At 62.1% G+C, this 19,805-nt stretch carries 16 protein-coding genes; 7 read left to right on the top strand and 9 right to left on the bottom strand.

Annotated features, from left to right (window positions below):
* Nucleotides 1-32 precede the first annotated feature (32 nt).
* The 5 genes from G3N99_RS07940 to G3N99_RS07960 all read left to right on the top strand — a co-directional run bounded on the left by G3N99_RS07940 (nt 33) and on the right by G3N99_RS07960 (nt 8,324).
* Nucleotides 33-1,139, top strand: a complete 1,107-nt coding sequence (locus tag G3N99_RS07940) for a porin (RefSeq protein WP_206122072.1) — start codon at nt 33-35, stop codon at nt 1,137-1,139.
* A 605-nt stretch (nt 1,140-1,744) separates the two neighbouring features.
* A complete protein-coding gene (locus G3N99_RS07945; RefSeq protein ID WP_206122078.1) occupies nt 1,745-4,249 on the top strand; it encodes a type VI secretion system Vgr family protein in 2,505 nt (834 codons plus the stop codon).
* 62 nt (nt 4,250-4,311) lie between these two features.
* Nucleotides 4,312-7,197 carry a glycoside hydrolase family protein gene (locus G3N99_RS07950; RefSeq protein ID WP_206122073.1) on the top strand — a complete coding sequence of 962 codons (2,886 nt, stop codon included), beginning with the start codon at nt 4,312-4,314 and terminating at the stop codon, nt 7,195-7,197.
* Nucleotides 7,190-8,050 (top strand): hypothetical protein, encoded by an 861-nt coding sequence (locus G3N99_RS07955; protein ID WP_206122074.1) that lies wholly within the window; start codon nt 7,190-7,192, stop codon nt 8,048-8,050. Before G3N99_RS07950 ends, G3N99_RS07955 begins: the two co-directional genes overlap by 8 nt.
* A gap of 22 nt (nt 8,051-8,072) precedes the next feature.
* Nucleotides 8,073-8,324, top strand: a complete 252-nt coding sequence (locus tag G3N99_RS07960; protein WP_047849812.1) for a PAAR domain-containing protein — start codon at nt 8,073-8,075, stop codon at nt 8,322-8,324.
* A 2-nt stretch (nt 8,325-8,326) separates the two neighbouring features.
* Here G3N99_RS07960 and tssF read toward each other — a convergent pair whose 3' ends face one another.
* From tssF to G3N99_RS07985, 5 genes are all read right to left on the bottom strand, one after another.
* Nucleotides 8,327-10,120, bottom strand: a complete 1,794-nt coding sequence (gene tssF, locus G3N99_RS07965) for a type VI secretion system baseplate subunit TssF (RefSeq protein ID WP_206122075.1) — start codon at nt 10,118-10,120, stop codon at nt 8,327-8,329.
* 185 nt (nt 10,121-10,305) lie between these two features.
* Entirely contained in the window at nt 10,306-10,683 is a 378-nt protein-coding gene (locus G3N99_RS07970) for a hypothetical protein (protein WP_206122076.1), read from the bottom strand.
* Nucleotides 10,684-10,777: 94 nt separating this feature from the next.
* Nucleotides 10,778-11,320, bottom strand: coding sequence for a cysteine hydrolase family protein (locus tag G3N99_RS07975; protein WP_174937395.1), 543 nt, complete (start codon nt 11,318-11,320; stop codon nt 10,778-10,780).
* Nucleotides 11,321-11,549: 229 nt separating this feature from the next.
* Nucleotides 11,550-12,869, bottom strand: coding sequence for an MFS transporter (locus tag G3N99_RS07980; RefSeq protein ID WP_174937394.1), 1,320 nt, complete (start codon nt 12,867-12,869; stop codon nt 11,550-11,552).
* A 44-nt stretch (nt 12,870-12,913) separates the two neighbouring features.
* Nucleotides 12,914-14,098, bottom strand: coding sequence for a M20 aminoacylase family protein (locus G3N99_RS07985; protein ID WP_174937393.1), 1,185 nt, complete (start codon nt 14,096-14,098; stop codon nt 12,914-12,916).
* Nucleotides 14,099-14,280: 182 nt separating this feature from the next.
* Here G3N99_RS07985 and G3N99_RS07990 point away from each other — a divergent pair, with 182 nt between their 5' ends.
* Entirely contained in the window at nt 14,281-15,183 is a 903-nt protein-coding gene (locus G3N99_RS07990) for a LysR substrate-binding domain-containing protein (protein WP_174918575.1), read from the top strand.
* A 209-nt stretch (nt 15,184-15,392) separates the two neighbouring features.
* The gene (locus tag G3N99_RS07995) at nt 15,393-15,713 is read left to right on the top strand and encodes a pyrimidine/purine nucleoside phosphorylase (protein ID WP_006478890.1); all 321 of its coding nucleotides are present in this window, start codon (nt 15,393-15,395) and stop codon (nt 15,711-15,713) included.
* 89 nt (nt 15,714-15,802) lie between these two features.
* On the opposite strand, the gene G3N99_RS08000 is transcribed toward G3N99_RS07995, so the two are convergent.
* The 4 genes from G3N99_RS08000 to G3N99_RS08015 all read right to left on the bottom strand — a co-directional run.
* On the bottom strand, nt 15,803-16,138 hold the full coding sequence (locus tag G3N99_RS08000; RefSeq protein WP_174937391.1) for a hypothetical protein: 336 nt from the start codon (nt 16,136-16,138) through the stop codon (nt 15,803-15,805).
* A 473-nt stretch (nt 16,139-16,611) separates the two neighbouring features.
* A complete protein-coding gene (locus tag G3N99_RS08005) occupies nt 16,612-18,399 on the bottom strand; it encodes a chloride channel protein (protein ID WP_174981743.1) in 1,788 nt (595 codons plus the stop codon).
* 20 nt (nt 18,400-18,419) lie between these two features.
* Nucleotides 18,420-18,833, bottom strand: a complete 414-nt coding sequence (locus tag G3N99_RS08010) for a helix-turn-helix domain-containing protein (RefSeq protein ID WP_011354907.1) — start codon at nt 18,831-18,833, stop codon at nt 18,420-18,422.
* A gap of 131 nt (nt 18,834-18,964) precedes the next feature.
* Nucleotides 18,965-19,805: CBS domain-containing protein (locus tag G3N99_RS08015; protein ID WP_206122077.1), on the bottom strand; the 841-nt coding region annotated here is incomplete at its 5' end.

The raw sequence follows: 19,805 nt of genomic DNA on the forward strand, positions 1-19,805 counted from the left end.
CTGGAAGGTCGAGACTCCGAGGGGGCATCATTTTGCGACTCAAACATTTCGCATGGCTGATCGCGGCTGCCACACCGGCGGCCGCTTTTGCACAGACGAGCGTGACGCTGTACGGCCGCGTCGACGGCGGCATCGAATACCTGAACCACATCGCGAAGCCGAACGGCGGCAGCGGGACCCGCTGGAGCGCCGAAAGCGGCGACTGGGGCACCAGCATGTTCGGGTTGAAAGGCATCGAGGATCTCGGCGGCGGGCTGTCGACGGTCTTCAACCTGGAAACCGCGTTCCAGGTGATGAACGGGCAGACGGGCGGCGGCCGCATGTGGTCGCGGCGTGCGTACGTCGGGCTGAAGAGCAACACGTGGGGCCAGCTGCAGGCCGGCCGCAACCTGTTCATCGACAGCGACGGCGTGTGGGAATTCGACCCGTTCGTGCAGCAGGCGTTTTCGTCGGCCTCGCTCGTGCGCGGCCGTAACTGGCAGCAGACCAGCAACAACATCGAATATCACAGCCCGGTGATCGGCGGCTTCGACGTGCAGGCGCAATACGCGTTCGGTAATCAATCACGCGGCTTCAACTACGGCGCGGCCGACGATTTCGGCCGCTCGGACGGGATCATGATCTCGTACCACTCGCCGTTGCTCGACGTGCGCGGCATCTATGACGAACTGCGCGACAACAACGGCAAGTTCAGCAACATCTTCACCGCGTCGCGCGAGTATTTCGTCGGTGCGAACGTGAAGGTGTCGAAGTTCAAGATCCAGGGCGCGTATACGCACTACCAGGCGCCGGACAGCCCGGCCGGCGTAGCCGATCGCGCCGATCACTACTGGCTCGGCGCGACCTATTCGGCGACGCCGCAATGGGCGGTGACGGGCGGCGGTTACTACGTGAAGGTGGGCGACGGCGGCGGCGATGCGTCGCACGACCCGTCGGGGCACGCGATGATGTATGTGCTCGGCACCACGTACAACCTGTCGAAGCGCACGTTCCTGTACGGCACGGTTGCGTATGTGCGCAACGGCGGCAACTCGAACTTCTCGCTGCTCGCGGCGCCGCGCGATGCGACGTCGGGGACGAGCCCGATGACGGGCGAGTCGCAGACGGGTGCGTATGTCGGGATGATGCATACGTTCTGAAGGTAGGCAACGCCAGATACGCAAAAGGCACGGGTGATTGAACCCGTGCCTTTTGCGTTTACAGCGCTTGCGAAGCGTTCTGGCAAGCATGCCGATGTCGGGCGGAGGAATCAGAGGCATCGTATCGGCCGCGGCAGTTCTCACGTACCCAACCGCACGTTGCTCGACTATCCATTGGCCCGCAGAGGGCGCATGGCTTGCGCGAGCATTGCGTTGCGGGGAGTTCGCGCTCGATGGATTCACGGTTTCTGACGTTTATGGACTGGAGGCTTCGAGGTAAACGGCGGTTATTCGATTTATCGCTATCTGGCTGGCCCGAGCTACGGTGGGCGCTGTCGTTAGCGAATGCCGTGGCCCACGGGCTGCGTGCCGGTACCGCCTGACGGCATCGATTTGCGCGAAAGCATGACGTAAGCCACATCCGAGTTCGTTTTGATATGATGAATTCCGGTTCGGCCAGATGTGGTTTGAATCGTGTCTATGCCGAAGGCCTCTGTAGGGGCCAGAAAAAATTCTGGGCCGTTTCCTATTGCGAAGAGATACCAATCTGCCGCCCGGCGATGCTCGGCGGCCGTTTTTGTTACTACACGGTACGGGGTAGTTTGATGGTTTCCGATCTCCTGAACAAGGCGCTGCGCACGCAATACGTGCAACACGGACGCATTGTCCGCCTCGATACGCCGCTTGGCGAAGACTGGCTGGTCCCGCTCTATGTCCGTGGGCGTGCTTGCCTCGGGCGAGACTTCGAATTCACGATCGACGCAACGTCGACGCGACTCGAAACGATTCAGGCGAAGGCACTGATCCGGCAATCCGTGACGCTGTGGATTCGGCAGACGGACGGCAGCGAAATGCCGATTCACGGTTATGTGACTGCGTTCAGTCGCTTGGGCGGGGACGGAGCCAACACCTATTACCAGCTCCGATTCAATTCGTTCCTCGCGCTGCTGCGGCTCGGCAGCGACCGGCGCGACTGGATCGAGACTCCTGCGCAACAAACCGTGTCCGATGTGCTTGGGAAGTATCCGCAGGCGGCCGGTAACTTTACGTGGCAACTGCGTCAGGCATTGCGCTCGTATTCGCAGCGGATGCAATGGGAATCCGACTGGAACTACGTCCACCGTACATTTGAAGAACTCGGCCTTTTTCCGCGTTTCGATATCGCGCAGGACGGCAAGTCGCACAAGGTCGTCATCATGGACGATCTTTTCTCGGTTCCCGAGTTGAAGCAAAAGACCATTTTGTTTAGCCGCTCGGTGCAGAACGAAGAATTCGATGGTCTTAGCGAGTGGATCGATTCGCAGGAAATCCAGTCGGCCGAACTCGACACAGGTACGTTCGACTACAAGCGTCCGGATCTTTCGAAGCACGTCACGATGCCTGCGTTCGATCTTGACGATGTACCGGGGCTGGGTGAGCAGTACGAATACACCGGGTCGCATACGTGGTCCGATCGCGACATGGGCGAGGCTCAGGCAAACGTTGTCACCGAGGAATGGCGCTCACGCGCGCAACGCTTCTACGGCGTGGGCGCATTGCGTTGCGCATGGCCTGGCCGCTATGGGGTGCTGACCGGGCACCCGGTGCATGACGCACAACCGGATCAGGATCGCGAAATGGCGATTCTCTCGGTGAACTGGCTCATCCGGAATAACGTGCCGGGACTCGAGAACCTGATGCGTTTTCGCAGGAGCCTGCGCGCTGAAGTCGAGCAAGCGCGCGCGAGCGGTGCGGGTTCGTCCGTGCGCCATGACGACGGCGGCGTTGGATTCTTCCACGTCGAAATCGAAGCGCAACGGCGCCGCGTCGCGTTTCGTAGTCCGTTCGAACACAAGAAGCCGATCATGCAGCTTCAGACGGGCATCGTCGGCGGTCCCGAGGACGAAGAGATTTATACGGATGCGATGCTGCGTGCGAAGGTGCGGCTGACGTCCAATCGACTCAATGACGGCGACCAGAACGTGTCGGCGTGGATACGTGCGGCGATGCCCGATGCGGGCCGAAAGCGCGGCGGCATGTTTCCACTGCGCAAGAACGACGAAGTCTTGATCGGCTTCATCAACGGTGATTGCGATCGTCCCGTGATCCTGTCCAGAATGCATGGCGGCGAAAGCATGCCCGAATGGCACACGCACGGGCTGACCTCTGGCTTGTTGTCGCGCGAATACGGCGGCGAAGGCTACAACCAACTGATGATGGACGACGCCAGCGGGCAGAACCGTGTGCACTTGTACTCGACGAGCTATAGCTCCCATCTGCACCTGGGCTATCTGATCCAGCATTCGGGCAACACGCGCGGCGCGTTCATCGGGCAGGGCTTTGACCTCAAGTCATTGGGCTACGGTGCGGTGCGGGCCGAACAAGGGCTCTACGTTTCGACGCAACCCGCCGCGACCCAACCGATGAGCGCGACGGCGGCATCCGAACAACTGACCCGCGCCGAGGCGACGCTGGAAACAACATCAAAGGCGAGCCAGACGAATCGGGCGCAAAGCCAGCAAGACGGCCACAACGCGCTGAAAACCTTCACCGACGCGACGCAACACCCGGTGGCAGGCACGACCAAGGGCGGTCGCACGGCAGGCGGCGGCACGGGCAACGCGAACGGCTTTGCGAAGCCGATCATGCTGCTGTCGAGCCCCGAGGGCATTGCCGCATCGACGCAAGGATCGGCGCACATCACAGCAAACCAGCAGGCCAATGTGGTCGCCGGCGAGAACATCAACCTCGCAGCCGGCCGTGCGTTGCTTGCCAGCGTACTGGAACAAATCAGCCTGTTTGCGGAAAAACTCGGAGTGAAAATCTACGCGGCGAGTGGTCCGATCGACCTTCAGGCACAGAACGATTCGATGAGCTTGGCTGCATCGCAGGATGTGAAGATTACGGCGGGCAAGAAGATGTACCTGTCGGCCGACGAAATCTGGATTGGCGCGAACGGTTCGTATATCAAATTGACGGCGAACATGATCGAGAACGCAACGTCAGGCCAGATTGTGGAAAAGTGTGCGGATTGGGAAAAGGCCGGCGCGGCAAGCGGTACGCTGAAAAATCCGCTGCATTCGTCGCCGGTATCGGTCGATGGCGGGCGTTTCACCCTGTTCTCCGGTTGAATCGCGCAGCCGGTATCGTATCAACATAAAAAATTCTGAAAACCGAATCCGAGTCGGGAATCATGAGCAAGACAACGCCTAAAAAGAAGCGCCACCCAGCGGCCGCTCCTCACTCGGCCCCCAAGCACGCCGAGCCGGTTGATAGGCCGCTGAGTTGGGCCTACCCGTTCACGCCCGCAGACAAGAGCGACGCGGCCGACCCGATGACGTATTTCAAGGCGCTGGCGAAGTGCGGGACCGGCTTTTTTCCGTTGGGCATCAGTGGCATGTGGCATGGGGGCGTGCACTTCGACGAAGGCAGTGCGCAAATGCTGACGCAGGATAGCGGCGTGCGCGCAATTGCGGACGGTAAGATCGTCGCGTACCGGCTGAACACGAAATACGAGGAAACGAAGTACCCGGACAATAGTCTGGCGCACTTCTCGACCGGTTTTGTACTGGTCCGGCATGAACTGAAACTGCCGCCGAAGCCAGCACCGAAAGAGCCTGCCAAACCAGCGTCGGCTCCTGCGTCGGCTCCCGCGCCCGCATCGACCACCGCCGCGCCTCCCACACCCGCGTCCGCTCCGGCCGATCACGCACCAGCAAACAGCAAACCGGGGAACGACAAACCCCTCGTGTTCTTCAGCCTGTACATGCACACGATGGATTGGAACACCTATCAAAAATCGCTTGGACAAGCGAAAACCGACCGGCATCCGAATCAAGTACCTCTCTCGCCGATGTCCTATTGGGAAGGCGACCGCTATTATCGGGTGGGCGAGAAGGCGAAGGACAAGCAAGCCGTTCCGAAACCGAAAGCGCCTGCGCAGCCGCCTGCGAGGCGCACCGATGGGGCCGACGATCTGCCGATTAACAATACGAACGAGAACGCACCGCCGCCCGTCGATACCGATCAGGATGTCGCCCTGCCGCCGCCCGAGACGGGATTGCATATTCGAGAATTGCCGAACGGCAAGAGCAAGATTATCGGGATATTACCGACCGGGGCCGAAATCATTGCGGGCGAAGGCGATCCCGCCCACCTGGACTGGATCAAGATCAAGTCCATCAAATCGGGCACGATATTGCCTGCCGAAGTGGGTAAGCCGGTGTCTCCCCAAGCGCCTTGGGGCTACGTGTTCAAAGGGGAACTGGATGCCGTTGTCGATCCGAAGCCGCTCGACACGGTCGTGATCCTGAAGGAGCCGCAGCGCATCAAGGCAGGCGAAGTCGTCGCGCATGTCGGCCAGTATCAATGGCCCATGAAGGCGAGTCCGATACCGCCGAAGCCGAACTACCCAATGTTGCATCTCGAAGTATTCGCGGGCGCGGATTTCAAAGATTTCATGGACCGAAGTCGCGCGCGTGCCAAAGAACTGAACGATAAAAACAAGCCGCTTCTGGAAATAGAGCCGGGGGCCAAGCTGGTCACCGAAATTCCCGCGCCCGATCAGAAACTGACTCAATCGGGGTTGAAGCTCGTGCCGATAGGCGATGTAAAAAAGGGTTCGCGCTGGATCAAGGTGCAGCCCAAGAGCGTGACTAACGTGCCCGCGAAAGGCAAACAGAAGGCCCAACAAAAGTTAGCGGACGTTGGCAATCCGCTGTGGGTCGAAAGCAGTCTGGCGAACACGATCAGCACGGCGAACGTTGCGGGATGGCAGAACTTTCCGCTGAACGTTTCCAAGGCAAGCGGACCGGGCGCGGACTTCCGGAACGTGCTGCGTCGTACTGAACTCGACAAACTCGGTGAGGGCAATGTCGCGGTCGACGACAAGGGCCATCATTGGTGGAACATCACGGTTGGCTCGAAGGACGGCTCCGGCCTAGCTGGCTGGGTGTGCGACACCGATCACCCTCACGTACAGCCTCGTAGTCCTTGGGAATGGCCGGGTTTCGAATTGGTGGACAACGGCAGCGTCAACCCTGCCGACATGTTCAAACGCCATATTCATACGACCGAGCAGTATATGGCGGACGAGGAAGGTACTGAGTTTTTGGGGGAAACTGCGAAGGTCAACGCTGGCGAACTCATCACAAAGATTGAAAAGGCGATCGATACGGACCACGACGGAAAGGTGACGGCGCAGGAACTGAAACACGCGCTGGAAACTCCGTGGATGGCCGAAGCGGTGTCGCATCTGGTTGTGCGTAACGAAACCGAATGGGGTGGCGGTCTGGGCAAGTGGGAAGAACTCACCCCGCTCATGCAGAAGCAGACCGAGATGTGGAAGACGGAACTTGAACGGCTCGCGAAGCTTCAGTGGTGGGAGCAAATCAAGGGCGTCGATGGCTTCCCCGCGGACCTTTCTCCTTGGCATCTTCATCCGATTGGGTTGATCGGGAATTTCACGGCGAAAGAGGTGACCATCGGTCACGCTCTTTCTGACGATGGGTTATGGTTTATATTTTCACACGAGGCGCAGGCCGGCACGACTAATCGATTGCATTGGCCCGGCGGAGCAAGCGGAGTTACGTTGGGGGCTGGATATGATATGAAGGGGCGCAGCGAGGCAGGGATTACTGCGGACATGAAAGTCATTGGCCTGTCTGACGAAGCCGCCGCAGGTATCGCGAAGGCTGCGGGAAAACAGGATTCTGACGCCAATGATTTCGCAAAAAATAATCGAAACTTGGTCGATCTGACCCATGAGCAAGAGGTCGGTTTACTGCGCCATACCGTCAAGCCATATGAGGAAATGGTCCGGCGCTCAATAAAAATCGAACTCTCTCAGAATCAATTTGATGCGCTTGTCAGTTTTGCCTACAACCCTGCGGCGCGATGGGACAGTGTGACGAATTTGATTAACGATGGAAAAGTTGATGCTGCAATGAGTAAGATTAAAGAGGGCATTAAATCAAAGGGAACGGTGCTTCCCGGTCTCGTGCACAGGCGAGATGATGAAGTGAATTTGTATCAAGAAGGACGATATGAAATGAATGGTGTGCCGATTAATCATGAATGATCGAGCTTGTAAGTCCCTAGGGGGTGGCATGTTGATAAGATTGCGAGAAATTTTTAAACTGATGTGGGTTGGGTTATTTATTTTTCTCCAGTCGTTGCATGCTATTGCTGCCGAATGGAATCCAGTCATTGAAGGTCGATGGGAAGTAGAATCGGTGCACTTGAATGCTGATGCGGAGTGGACTCCAAGCTACGGATGGAATGATCCAAGGTTGGTAGGAAGGCTGTTCGTTTTTAAAAAAAATCAGATATGGACTGACGCCCCTGAAAATCAATCTTGTGCCGAAATAAATAGCAAAACCTCACAAACTAGCTTGCGCGAACTAATTTCATCAAGCATGTCTGGATTTGGAAATCCAGCAATAAATGCTACCGAAAAAAATTACAAAATTGATATTCCGGGATCAACGGCGGTTGATGTTATTCGGGTCTTTTGTGGTGCTCAGCCATGGCAAGGAAGTTTGGGGGCATCAAATAAAGAAAGTGGTGCGTGGATGTTTTCTCCTAGTTCCGGAAAACTTCTGCTGCGGTGGTATGGGGAAACGATTCTCACTCTAAAACGGGTTCGCGATAACGCGAAGCCTAATCCATCTTTCAACTGCAACAAGGCAAAGAGTGAAGTGGAGATGGAGATATGCGGCTCATATGAGCTTTCGTCGTTTGATAAAAGCGTTGCTACATCGTTTTCACAATTGATCGAGCAAAGAAAATCGGCCGGGGAGTCGCTGGGCGACGCAATTGGCCAACAAAGAGAATGGCTTTCGAAGCGAAATTTATGCGGCAAAGATGCTACCTGTATTCTTGATGCAATGAAGGCGCAGCTTCTAAAGCTTGACGGCATGGGCCGAAATTAGCGAAAACTATCTAGGTCATTTCATGATGAACTTGATTCGCGTCGGTGACGACACTGACCACGGCGGCAAAGTCGAAACGGGCTCATCGACCATGAAATTCGATGGTCGCTATGTCGCTCGCAAGGGCGATCGCGTGTCGTGTCCGCAGCATCCCGACGTGTCACCGAACCTCATCGAGGAAGGCGATGAATCGATGAAGGACAACGGCATTCCGATTGCTCGACACGGCCATCGAGCAACATGCGGCTGTCACCTGATTTCGAGTCTTGTGTAACGCTACAACAGCGGCGCGAGGCCCGGCCGCGTCGGGCAACGAACGATCACGGAGCCGTCGTTCTTCGATAGCACGACGAGCTGCGTAAAGCTATTGGCTGGCGCGTACCGCGACAGGTATAGGTCGAGCTGAAGGATCAGCGTACCCATGCTGTTTTCAATGAACGCGCTCTCATCTGCCGCCATCACAATTTCGAAGCCTCTCACTAGGGCCGAATGCGGCTTGATTGCCAGTAGTCTCTCGACGACGTTTCGCTTGACGAACGAAATCGCCCCGACGTGTTCAGCGCGTCGGTCGCTCGGTGCAAGTTGGCGCATAAGTTTCACGAAGTCCGGCCACCCCCCGCGTGTCAACTGCGTCAGGTTGGCTGTCGTCAGTGCGAGCACGCGCCACTGCGCTTCCGACTCACGGGACGCGCTATAGGTCGGCGTCGGCTGTTTCAGCAGCGTAATCCAGCAAGGCACTTGATCGTTTTCGTTTTTCAGATCGCCCTTGAGGGAGCCGATCCGCATCCGCGATGGCCAGTCGCGATTCGTGCAGGTGAGGTCTGCACTCAATTGCAGCGGTGTTTTCGCCTCCGCTGTCCCGTCCGCGCGTAGCAGTACGAGCGACGTTTCACGTCCGGGGTGATGGATTGCCGCGTAGGGATCGTGGCGCGTGATCCAGAACCGTTCGCCGGCCCCGACGCCCCACGCATTCAGCGGCGGAATAGCGGTCCCGTCTGACAGATCGCGAACCGCATCAACCGAATAGATGCCGCGTATGTCTGGTCGGCTCGGTTTCGGCACTACGGGATAATCCGCGACGATTTCGTCGCGCGACGACTTCACTCCCATATGCTTAAAAAGGTTCACGATTGGCGTACAGAACAATCCCATGTTGTCCGCCGATAGCGGGGTGAGCGCTTGCGCGACCCGCGAATCGGCGTGCATACCTTCGATCGCCAAATGCAGGGTTAATCGCTGCGCGCGATTCATTTGGTCGGGTTTAAGACATCGGCGTAAATGAATGTCGACAAAATCGAACTTGTCCGGAAATCCGACGTATTCCAGCAGCGGTTGAACCAGCGGCGAATTTTGCGACGGCAGCAGCATATCGTTCGGGCCGAACCCGACCGGCGTGACCGGTATCCCTGCAATTGGCAACCACCGTCCACTGTCGTCCGCTTCGATAAATGCGCCCCGGACGCGTAGCAGGACCGTATCCAGCAGCGCGACGACGGTCTGGCGTTCTCCAGCGAAATGGACGCGCAGCGTGTCGGGCGAAACGGCGCCGAGCGGCGAGGCGGCGACCGTCGGCTCAATCGTGATGGAGATGAAGCTGGTTGTGTTCGGCGGCAATGCGACTTGTGCCGGTGCGACGGTGCTGCGCGAGAATCGAGCGTTTGCGATGCGGATCGGCGCAAGCGTTACGTCATAAGCGGTTCGAAAGCGAACTTCCCCGCCGCGCGACGTGAGCTCCATGCCACGCGGCAAGACGACCGGCTTGCCCGGTAATTCCTTGATCGGATCGAAGCGAGCGATCGAACATGCGGGGAACGGTCGCAAGTAGTGCGGGTGCAAGACATGAAGCAGCGCTTCGGTGAACTTCGGTGCGCCGTCGTCCAGGTTGGCCCGGATTTCGGCTGCAATCAACGCGAATGCCTGCATCATCCGCTGGACGTGCGGGTCGTCCGTCTGTCCGCCTGTAAAGCTCAGGCGGGCGGCAATTCGTGGATATTCGTTGGAGAAGGTTGCGAACTGATTTTCCAGCTTCGCCAGTTCCTGTTCATAGTAGCCGCGCAGCTTGTCGTGCATATTCAACGTAGTCAGGCCCTGCAGGTCACGACGTGCGTCGTCTTATCCAACGGTCATCGTAGTCGAGTCTTCATTCTCCGAGTTCTCGCAGCCCAATAGTCCGACGCCAAAATATGAGTCCGATGCGATTACGGTAACTGCACGACGGCGGGAAAAAGCCGCTTACGTTCGCATGCGATTGATATTCAGTAACCGATATTGATGGATTTTGGCGTCAGCCGTCGTTCCTTCAATCTCGGCGTGAATATGTTTCGCACTGTGAAATTCAAGAGGCGGCTCGTCGAGATAAAGTCGAGGCGGCAGCCGCCGACGCGGGACGGGATCGGCAGGGTGATGTTGGCGAGCACGCGTTTCTCTTCGTATGGACGTTCGAGGCCGTAAAGCATCCCCGCATGCGTGTCGCTGATGGACAGTGCGCGTTGAAGATAGCGGATCGGCCATCGCGTTCTCGAGAGTGATCGGTATGGACGGAGACGCGGAAAGACCCCGTCTGGAACCTGCGGGGCCAATGAGGCGTATTGCTGAGAGACGTCGAGTATCTCGGCGGCAGCGATGCGTCGCACGCTCCGTCGGGGCACGCGATGATGTGCATGCTCAGTGCTGACGTTATCGCAACGCGCTCTCTCGCGCGCCCCAGTCCGATCGGCGCGTCGTGCGTCAGAACACGCACGCGTCGGTCGTTGTCAGCGTCGCGAACGGCCCCCCAAGCGTCGCATTGTGATGCGCGACGATCCGCTCGGCCGGCAGTTCCGGCGTGTCCATGCAGGTGTGCGCGTCAGTCACGAGCACCGCGCGAAAGCCGTGATCGGCGGCGGCGCGGCAGGCCGTGTCGACGCAGTACTGGGTCTTCATCCCCGCGATGACGATCTCGGCGACGCCGGCCTCGCGCAGCCATTCGGCGAGCCGCGTACCGGCGAAGCTGCTCGACTGCGCCTTGTCGAACACGATGTCGCGCGCCGTATCGATCGCGAGTTCCGGCACCAGCGCGGTCAGCGGAGAACCGGGCGCGATCGGCGAACCGGCGGGCCCGGTGTGACGCACGGCGAACACCGGCGCACCGGCTTCATGCGCGCGACCGATCAACCGGTTGATGTTCGCGAGCACGCGTTCGCCGTCGTACGGACGCTCGGGGCCATGAAACAGGCCGACCTGCATGTCGACGACGAGCAGTGCGCGTTTCGGGGAAGAGACTTCGGGCATTGCGTTTCTCCTGAGTGACCGATACGGACGGAGAAACGACAAGACCCCGTCCGGAACCGGCGGGGCCTGTGAGGGATGGCGCTACGACCTTGCGCGCACTCGCCGCACGAGCCCGCCGAAGGCGGTCGTGCGCGTCGTGGTCGAGGAGGTGGTCGTGATGTGGCGCATGGAGCGATCATGCACGATGCGCGCGCACCACGTCAATCGCGCATCGTGCGTCGGCCACTCGTCAGTCGAGTGCCTTCCCGGCCTTTTCATCCATGCAGCGCACGGCGAGCAACGTCATCACGCCGCAACCGATCGCGTACCACGCAGGCGCATTCGGATTGCCGGTCGCCGCGATCAGCCACGTGACGAAGAACTGCGCGAAGCCGCCGAAGATCGCGACGCCGATGCTGTACACGAGCGCGCCGCCGGTGGCGCGCACCGCACGCGGGAACAGTTCGCCGAGCATCGCACCCGTCGCGCCGATGTTGATCGCATGCACGATCGACAGCGCGGCGATGATCGACAGCAGCGATGCGGCGCCCGGCCAGCGGTTCAGCGCGACGAACGCCGGATAGATCGAGGCCATCAGCACGATGCGCGTCCACCAGACGATCCGGTTGCGCCCATAGACGTCGGACAGGTGGCCGCCGATCGGCGTCACGAGCATCAGGATCGCGCCGGCGACGCAGCCGGCCGTCATCGACAGCCACGTCGGCAGGTGCAGCACCTGCACGCCGTAGATCGCCATGTAGAACACGATGATGTAGTGGATCGACGTGCCGCCGATCGTCACGCCGAGGCCCGCGAACACGGCCTTGCCGTGATGGCGCAGCACGTCGGCGAGCGGCAGCGATGCGACCGGCTCGTCGTGCGTGGCGGCAGGCGCGGCGGCCGGCACTTCCTCGACGGTGCGGCGCAGCCAGTAGCCGATCGGCACGAACAGCGTGCCGATGATGAACGGCACGCGCCAGCCCCAGCTTTCGAGCTGCGCGGCGTTCAGCGACGACGTCAGCGCGACGCCGGTCAGTGCACCGGCGAGCGCGGCGAGCCCCTGGCTCGAGAACTGGAACGACGCGTAGAAGCCGCGACGATGCTGCGGCGCCTGTTCGAGCAGCAGCGTCGTCGATGCACCGACTTCACCGCCCGACGCGAACCCCTGCAGCAGGCGCGCGAGCACGAGCAGCAGCGGTGCGGCGAGGCCGATCTGCGCGAAGGTCGGTGCAACCGCGATCGTCGCGGTGCCGAGCGCCATCAGCAGCAGCGTGAGGATCATCGCCTTCTTGCGGCCGGCGCGGTCGGCATACATGCCGATCACGAGCCCGCCGAGCGGGCGCGTGACGAAGCCGACGCCGAAGCTCGCCACCGCGAGCATCAATTGCCCGAACTGCGAATGCACGGGAAAGAACAGCTTGCCGATCAGGATCGCGAAGAAGCTGTAGACCGTGAAGTCGTAGAACTCGAGCGCGTTGCCGACGGCGGCGGCCGCGATCAGCCGGCGTTTCTTCGCGGCGGCGCGAGCATCGACCGGCGTGCCGGCGAACGAAAGGGCGGACGTTTCCATGTGGGGCTCCCCCGGTGGGCGCGAAACGATGGGATGAAGGGCCGTCAGGCCGCGAGCCAGGCTTCGGCGATGCGAACCCAGTAGCTCGCGCCGATCGCGAGGATGTCGTCGTTGAAGTCGTAGCCGGGGTTGTGCACCATGCAGCCGCCCTTGCTGCCGATCCCGTTGCCGATGAATGCGTAGCAGCCGGGGCGCGCTTCGAGCATGAACGCGAAATCCTCGCTGCCCATCAACGGTGCGGAGTCGGTTTCGACGCGTTCGGCGCCGAGCATCTGGCGCGCGATGTCGGCCGCGAACGCGGTCGGCTCCGCATGATTGACGAGCACCGGGTAGCCGTAGTCGTAGTCGACTTCCGCCGTGACGCCGAAGCTTTCCGCCTGGCCTTTCGCGAGCGCTTCGATGCGGCGCGCGAGCAGCGCGCGCACGTCGGCGTTCAGCGCGCGCACCGACAGCTTCATCGTGACGGTTTCGGGAATGATGTTGAACGTCTCGCCGGCCTGCACGCTGCCGACCGTGATCACGGCCGCATGCTGTGCATCGACTTCGCGCGCGACGATCGTCTGCAATGCAACCATGATGCTGCCCGCGGCCGACATCGGATCGCGCGCGAAATGCGGCATCGCGCCGTGGCCGCCGACACCGCGCAGCGTGATCGTCACGCGGTCGGCCGACGCCATCGCGGCGCCGGTGCGGAAGGCCATGTCGCCGGCCGCGCGGCCCGGCATGTTGTGGATCGCGAAGATCGCGTCGCACGGGAAGCGGTCGAACAGACCGTCATCCATCATCGACTTCGCGCCGCCGAAGTTTTCCTCGGCCGGCTGGAAGATCAGGTTCAGCGTGCCGGAGAACTGGCGCGTGGCTGCGAGGTGGCGCGCCGCGCACAGCAGCATCGCCGTGTGGCCGTCGTGGCCGCATGCATGCATCTTGTTCGCGTGGCGGCTTGCGTACGGCAGGCCCGTGGTTTCCGCGAGCGGCAGTGCATCCATGTCGGCGCGCAGCCCGACCGTGCGCGTGCCTTGCCCTTCGCGCAGCACGCCGACCACACCCGTCTTGCCGATGCCGCGATGCACTTCATAACCCCAGCCGGTGAGCAACTCGGCGACGAGATCGCTCGTGAGCGTTTCCTCGAACGCGAGCTCGGGGTGAGCGTGGATGCGGCGGCGCACTTCGACCAGCTCGGGTGCGATCGCGGCGATACCGGGGATGACGGGGTTCACGGCTTGCAGCATGGTGTCTCCTGTGGGGCAGGTGGGGCGCTTGGCGCACATATGACGAGCAAGCATATAAATTTCTTTTGTGTACCAGAAGCTGATAAATTGCTTTGGTGCTCACCACCGGTTGCCGCTCGGGAATACCCTGAGCCGGCGTGTGCCGCGCAGCACAGGGTTTCCACGGATCACGCGTCGCCGCCATGAAATACCATCAGTTGAAAGCGTTCGTCACCGTCGCGGAAGAGGGGAGCATTCGCGCGGCCGCGCGGCGCCTGAACGTGTCGCCGGCGGCGCTGACGAAAGCGGTCAAGGAGCTGGAGATCGCGCTCGGCGTGTCGCTCGTCGTGCGCACCGCGCGCGGCGTGCAGCTCACCGCGTTCGGCCAGCAGTTGCAGGTGCGCGCGCGGTTGATCGTCGCCGAAATGCAGCGCGCTCGCGACGACATCGAGCAGGCGCAGGGCGCGATGACGGGCTCCGTCGCGGCGGCGATCACGCCGGCCGCCGCGGTGACGATCCTGCCCGATGCGTTTCGCGCATTCCGGCGCCGCTTCCCGGTGGCGCGCGTCAACCTGATCGAAGGGTTTCCGGGCGTCGCACTGCCGCGCCTGCACGACGGTTCACTCGATTTCGCGGTGGCCGTCGTCGTGCCCGAACTGCTGGCAGCCGAATTCGATCACGCCGAACTCTATGCGAGCCGGTCGCTGATCGTCGCCCGCAAGGGGCATCCGCTCGCGTCGGCCACGTCGCTCGCCGATCTCGTCGAGGCCGACTGGCTGATGAACCCGTCGCCGGAAAGCTCGACGCAGGTGCTGTTCAATTCGTTCGTCGCTTACGGGCTGCCGGTGCCGGCGCGCGTCGTCGAATGCCCGAGCTTCGGGCTCGCGCACAGCCTGATGACCGGCTGCGACCTGATCGCATCGATGCCCGAGCAACTGCTGCAGGGCGAGTGGGCGCGCGACCAGCTCGCGGTGCTGCCGATCCGCGAGCGCTTGCCGGGTGTCTCGGTGCAGGTCATCACGCGTCGCGACAGCCCGCTGACGCCGGCCGCCGCGATGTTGCTCGACTGCCTGCGCGATTCCGCGCGGCGCAAGGGCCTGCGGTGAATGGGTGTTCTCGGTTCGCGACCGGAATTGCATCGCTATCCTGACTATAGTTTGCGTGACGTTGACATCATTTCACCGGCACGCGGCTTGTGCGGCGGGCGCGCCATTCCGGCGCATGCCGCGCGAGCCGGTATCATAGCGGCCGGCCCGCCGCTCCGGCCGGCCTCCAACAACATCGCCATCCGGCATCCAGCAATCAGAGGCATTTCATGACCAGTGCAACCCAATTCGACAACGTATCGGTCGTCAAGCGCGCGAACGTCTATTTCGACGGCAAGTGCGTGTCGCATACCGTGCTCTTCCCGGACGGCACGCGCAAGACGCTCGGCGTGATCCTGCCGTGCGCGCTCAACTTCGGCACGGACGCCCCCGAATTGATGGAAGTGCAGGCCGGCAAGTGCCGCGTGAAGCTCGACGGCAGCAGCGAATGGCAGACCTACGGCGCCGGCGAATCGTTCTCGGTGCCGGGCAAGAGCCGCTTCGACATCGAAGTGCTCGAGACGCTCGATTACGTCTGCAGCTACCTGTAACACGCACCCGCGCAGCAAAAGAAAAGCCCCGCCGAAGCGGGGCTTGTCACAAGCGGATGGCGCAAGGCCATCCGGAGCGCCTGTTCTCGTTACAGGCAGGCGTTGATGTCGCCGGCCGACGATGCATCGCCACCGCGGAAACCCACCCAGGTTTTCGCACTGGCGGCATTGGCCGGGCGCACGATGGCGGCAGCGCCATTCGGCGGCTGCTGGCCCGGCGCATACACGGCCATGGCGAGGCCGTTCGCGAGTTCATACTGCGACGTCACTTGTTGCTGTGACTTGTCGGCCCAGGTCTTGGCGATGCACTGCGCGACCTGGTCGGCGGGTTTCTGGCTTTGTCCCACGTTTTGGAGGGCAGAATCGGCTGCATGAGCAGAAAATGCCACGGTCAATGCGATGAGCGGTAAGTATTTCGCGTTCACGTTATCTCCCTCGAGTCGTGATTGATTGAGTGGGATGCGCAGCAGGACTGCGTAACAGTGAGATTGCATCGGGCGAGCACGGTTCCGGCTATTCCGAAACAAGTTGTTAACGCGCTTGCCAAATGGCGGCTCGGATGCTGTGCACTTTGCTGCGGCACGGCATGCATCGTGTGCGGCACGACGTCATGCGCTGCGTGGTCGGCGCGCTGCCCGGTCGTGTGGTGGCGTGACGGTCGCGGCGAGCGGCATGCGTCTGCATGCCGTGCCGCAACTCATTTTTTGATCGCGAAGTGGAATGGCTGATTGATGGCCCCGTCGCATGAGTACCATGATGACAAACTTTCGTCCGTCGAATTGTTAACCAACTTTAAACACGGGAAGCGGAAGGCGATACGGCACGCGAGGGGCGTGCCGCATCGAGCGGAAGCGGTGATGCGAGTGGGGCGTGCGCGGCGAGGGCGTCGCGCGGGGGGTCAGCCGGCCTTGCGCGTGCCGGTGTCGCGGAGGTTGGCCGGGACGATCGGGCGGAAGCGTTCGCGCTTCTGCTCGTCGTCGAAGTGCTGGAGCGCGGGCTTGATCAGGTCGCTGCGCGACACGATGCCCGTGATGCGCATCGATTGCTCGTCGTCGACGACCGGCAGGCGTTCGAGGCCGAGCACCGCGAGTCGCGATGCGACGACGCGGCACGTTTCGTGCGCCTGCGCCACAGCAGGCGCGCGGTTGGCGAATGCACCGGAGATCGGCGTGTCGGCTGCGGCCTGGGCGCGCTGCGCATCGAGCGTCGCGCGATCGACGAGACCGAGCAGGCGGCCGTTCTGCACGACCGGGTACGCACGGTGTGTCTGCTTCGCGCCGAAGTACTGCGACTCGACGGCATCGAGCGTCGCTGCGCCGTCGATCGCGACGAGCAGGTCGGCGGACGTCATCACTTCGCCGATGTCGTGCCGCTCGAGCGGATCGACGCCGTATTCGCGATAGATGTGATAACCGCGGCGCGCGATCTTTTCCGTCATGATCGAGCGCTTCATCACGATGGTCGCGAAGCCGTGTGCAACGAGCGTCGCCGCGAGCAGCGGCAGCAGCGCGTTCGCGTCATGCGTGAGGCCGAACGCGAACACGATCGCGGTCAGCGGCGCGCCGAGCGTGGCGCCGAGCGTCGCGGCCATGCACACGAGCGGCCACAGCGCCGGGTCGCCGCCCGGCAGCATCGGCGACAGCACGGTGCCGAGGCCGGCGCCGAGCATCAGCAGCGGGGCGAGCACGCCGCCCGACGTGCCCGAGCCGAGTGCGATCACCCACATCACGGCCTTCACGATCAACAGCGCGAGCGCGATCTTCAATGCGATGTGCTGATGCAGCAGGTCGCCGATCACGTCGTAGCCGACGCCGAGCGCGCGCGGCTCGAGCCAGCCGCCGATGCCGATCACGATCGCGCCGAGCGCGGGCCACCACATCCAGTGCACCGGCAGCTTCGCGAAGGTGTCCTCGACGCGGTACAGCGCCGCCGACAGGCCGCACGCGAGCATGCCCGACAGCAGGCCCGCGACGATGCACGACAGCAGCGCGACGGGCGTCGGTGCGGCCGTGGTCAGCGGAAACAGCGGATCGACGCCGAAGAATACGGCGCGGGCGAAACCGGCCACCGCGCAGGCGAGCGCGACCGGCAGGAAGCTGCGCGGGCGCCATTCGAACAGCAGCAGTTCGACCGCGAGCAGCACGGCGGCGACCGGTGTGCCGAACACGGCCGTCATGCCGGCGGCCGCACCGGCGACGAGCAGCGTCTTGCGCTCGGCGGCGGTCACGTGCACGCACTGCGCGATCAACGAACCGAGTGCGCCGCCCGTCATGATGATCGGGCCTTCGGCGCCGAACGGGCCGCCGCTGCCGATCACGACGCCGGACGACAGCGGCTTGAGGATTGCGACCTTCGGCGACATGCGGCTCTTGCCGAACAGGATCGCCTCGATCGCTTCGGGAATGCCGTGGCCGCGGATCTTTTCCGAACCGAAGCGCGCCATCATCCCGACGATCAGCCCGCCGATCACCGGGATCACGATCACCCACGCGCCGAGCGTGTTGTTCGCCGGAGAGCGATCGGCGAACGAGAACTGCTGGAAGAAGAACAGGTTCGTGAACAGGTGGATCAGGCTCAACAGCACGAATGCGGCAAGCGTGCTGAGCAGGCCGATCCCGGCGGCGAGCAACGCGATCCTGGGCAGGCGGTCGTTGGTCGCGAAATCGCGTTTGTGTGGTGCGTTCATCGGAGTGGAAGGAGCAAGGGTCAGTAATCGATCTGGGGAACCTGGAACGCGTCCTTGAGCGACTTCAGCTCGGCGCGATGCATGGCCGCGAGACGCGCGAGGAGTGTTTCGCCGGCGTGCTCGAGGTGAACCTCGACCTGCCGGCGATCCGCTTCGCTCGTCTTGCGCTTCACGAGGCCGAGCGCTTCGCAGCGCGTGACCAGCGCGACGACGCCGTGATGCTGCGCCTGCAGGCGTTCCGCGAGTTCGCCGATGGTTGCCCATTCGCGATGCGGATAGCCCTTGATGTGCAGCAGCAGCAGGTATTGCAGCGGCGTCACGCCTTCGCTTTGCGCGGCGCGTTCGGAGAAGCGCTCGAAGCGGCGCATCTGGTAGCGGAACTCGGACAGTTGCTGGAAATCGCTTTTCGCCAGCGCGCGTCGGGTATCGTTCATCGGGGCGGTCGGACAGTCAGTTTCGGTAGCGAGGAATATATCACAACATGATATAAATGGCCGAATTCGGGCGGATGGAATGCATTCCGCATTGCGCCGGCCGTTACATGGCGTTACGTGCGCCGCATGCGTTACGCGGCCTCGAGCATTTGCGTCTGCCGATAAAGGCCCGTGACGAGATCCGTCTGAGTAATGATCCCGACGAGCCGGCGCGATGCATCGACGACCGGAATATGGTGGTGGCCCGAATGCGTAAACAGCGGGACGAGCGCGGTGATCGGCATCGTTTCCGGCACGCACGCGACGTCGCGCGTCATCACGGTGGCGACGCTCGCCGGCTGGCCGCCGAACGATTGCGGCAGCCGCGCGGACAGGCGTTGCCACAGCGGGGTCGGACGGCGCTGCTGGCGCGTGAGGTCGGCGCGCGTGACGATGCCTGTCAGGCGGCCTTCGCCGTCGACGACGGGCAGCGCCTTCACGCGGTGGCGATCGAGCAGCGTGAGCGCGGCCGTCACCGACGTCGACGGCGCGACTTCGATCGCATTCTTCGTCATCAGGTCGGCGCACGAGAGCTGGCCGAACGTGCGTGTATAGGCCTGCATCTCGGTTTCGCGCAGCAGTGCTTCGAGATCGTCCGGATCGACGTCGAGCCATTCGCCGCGGCGTTTCAGCACCGTGTCGAGGTCGCCGCGCGTGAAGCCGCCGCGCGCCGGTGCGGTGCCGGCTGCCTGCGGTTTCGCTTCAGGCCGCACGCCGCCGTGCGGGTAGCGGTGCCCGGTCAGTGCGTGATACGCGAGCGCGGCCGACAGCAGGATTACCGATTGCAGTGCGATCGGCTCCAGCACGAAGCTGAACCCGAGCGAATGGATCGCCGGGCCGCCGACCACCGCCGTGAGCGCAACGGCGCCCGACGGCGGGTGCACGCAGCGCAGCACGAACATGCCGCCGATCGCGCATGCGATCGCGACCGCG

The sequence above is a fragment of the Burkholderia sp. Ac-20392 genome (genome assembly GCF_017104585.1).
GTDB lineage: Bacteria > Pseudomonadota > Gammaproteobacteria > Burkholderiales > Burkholderiaceae > Burkholderia > Burkholderia lata.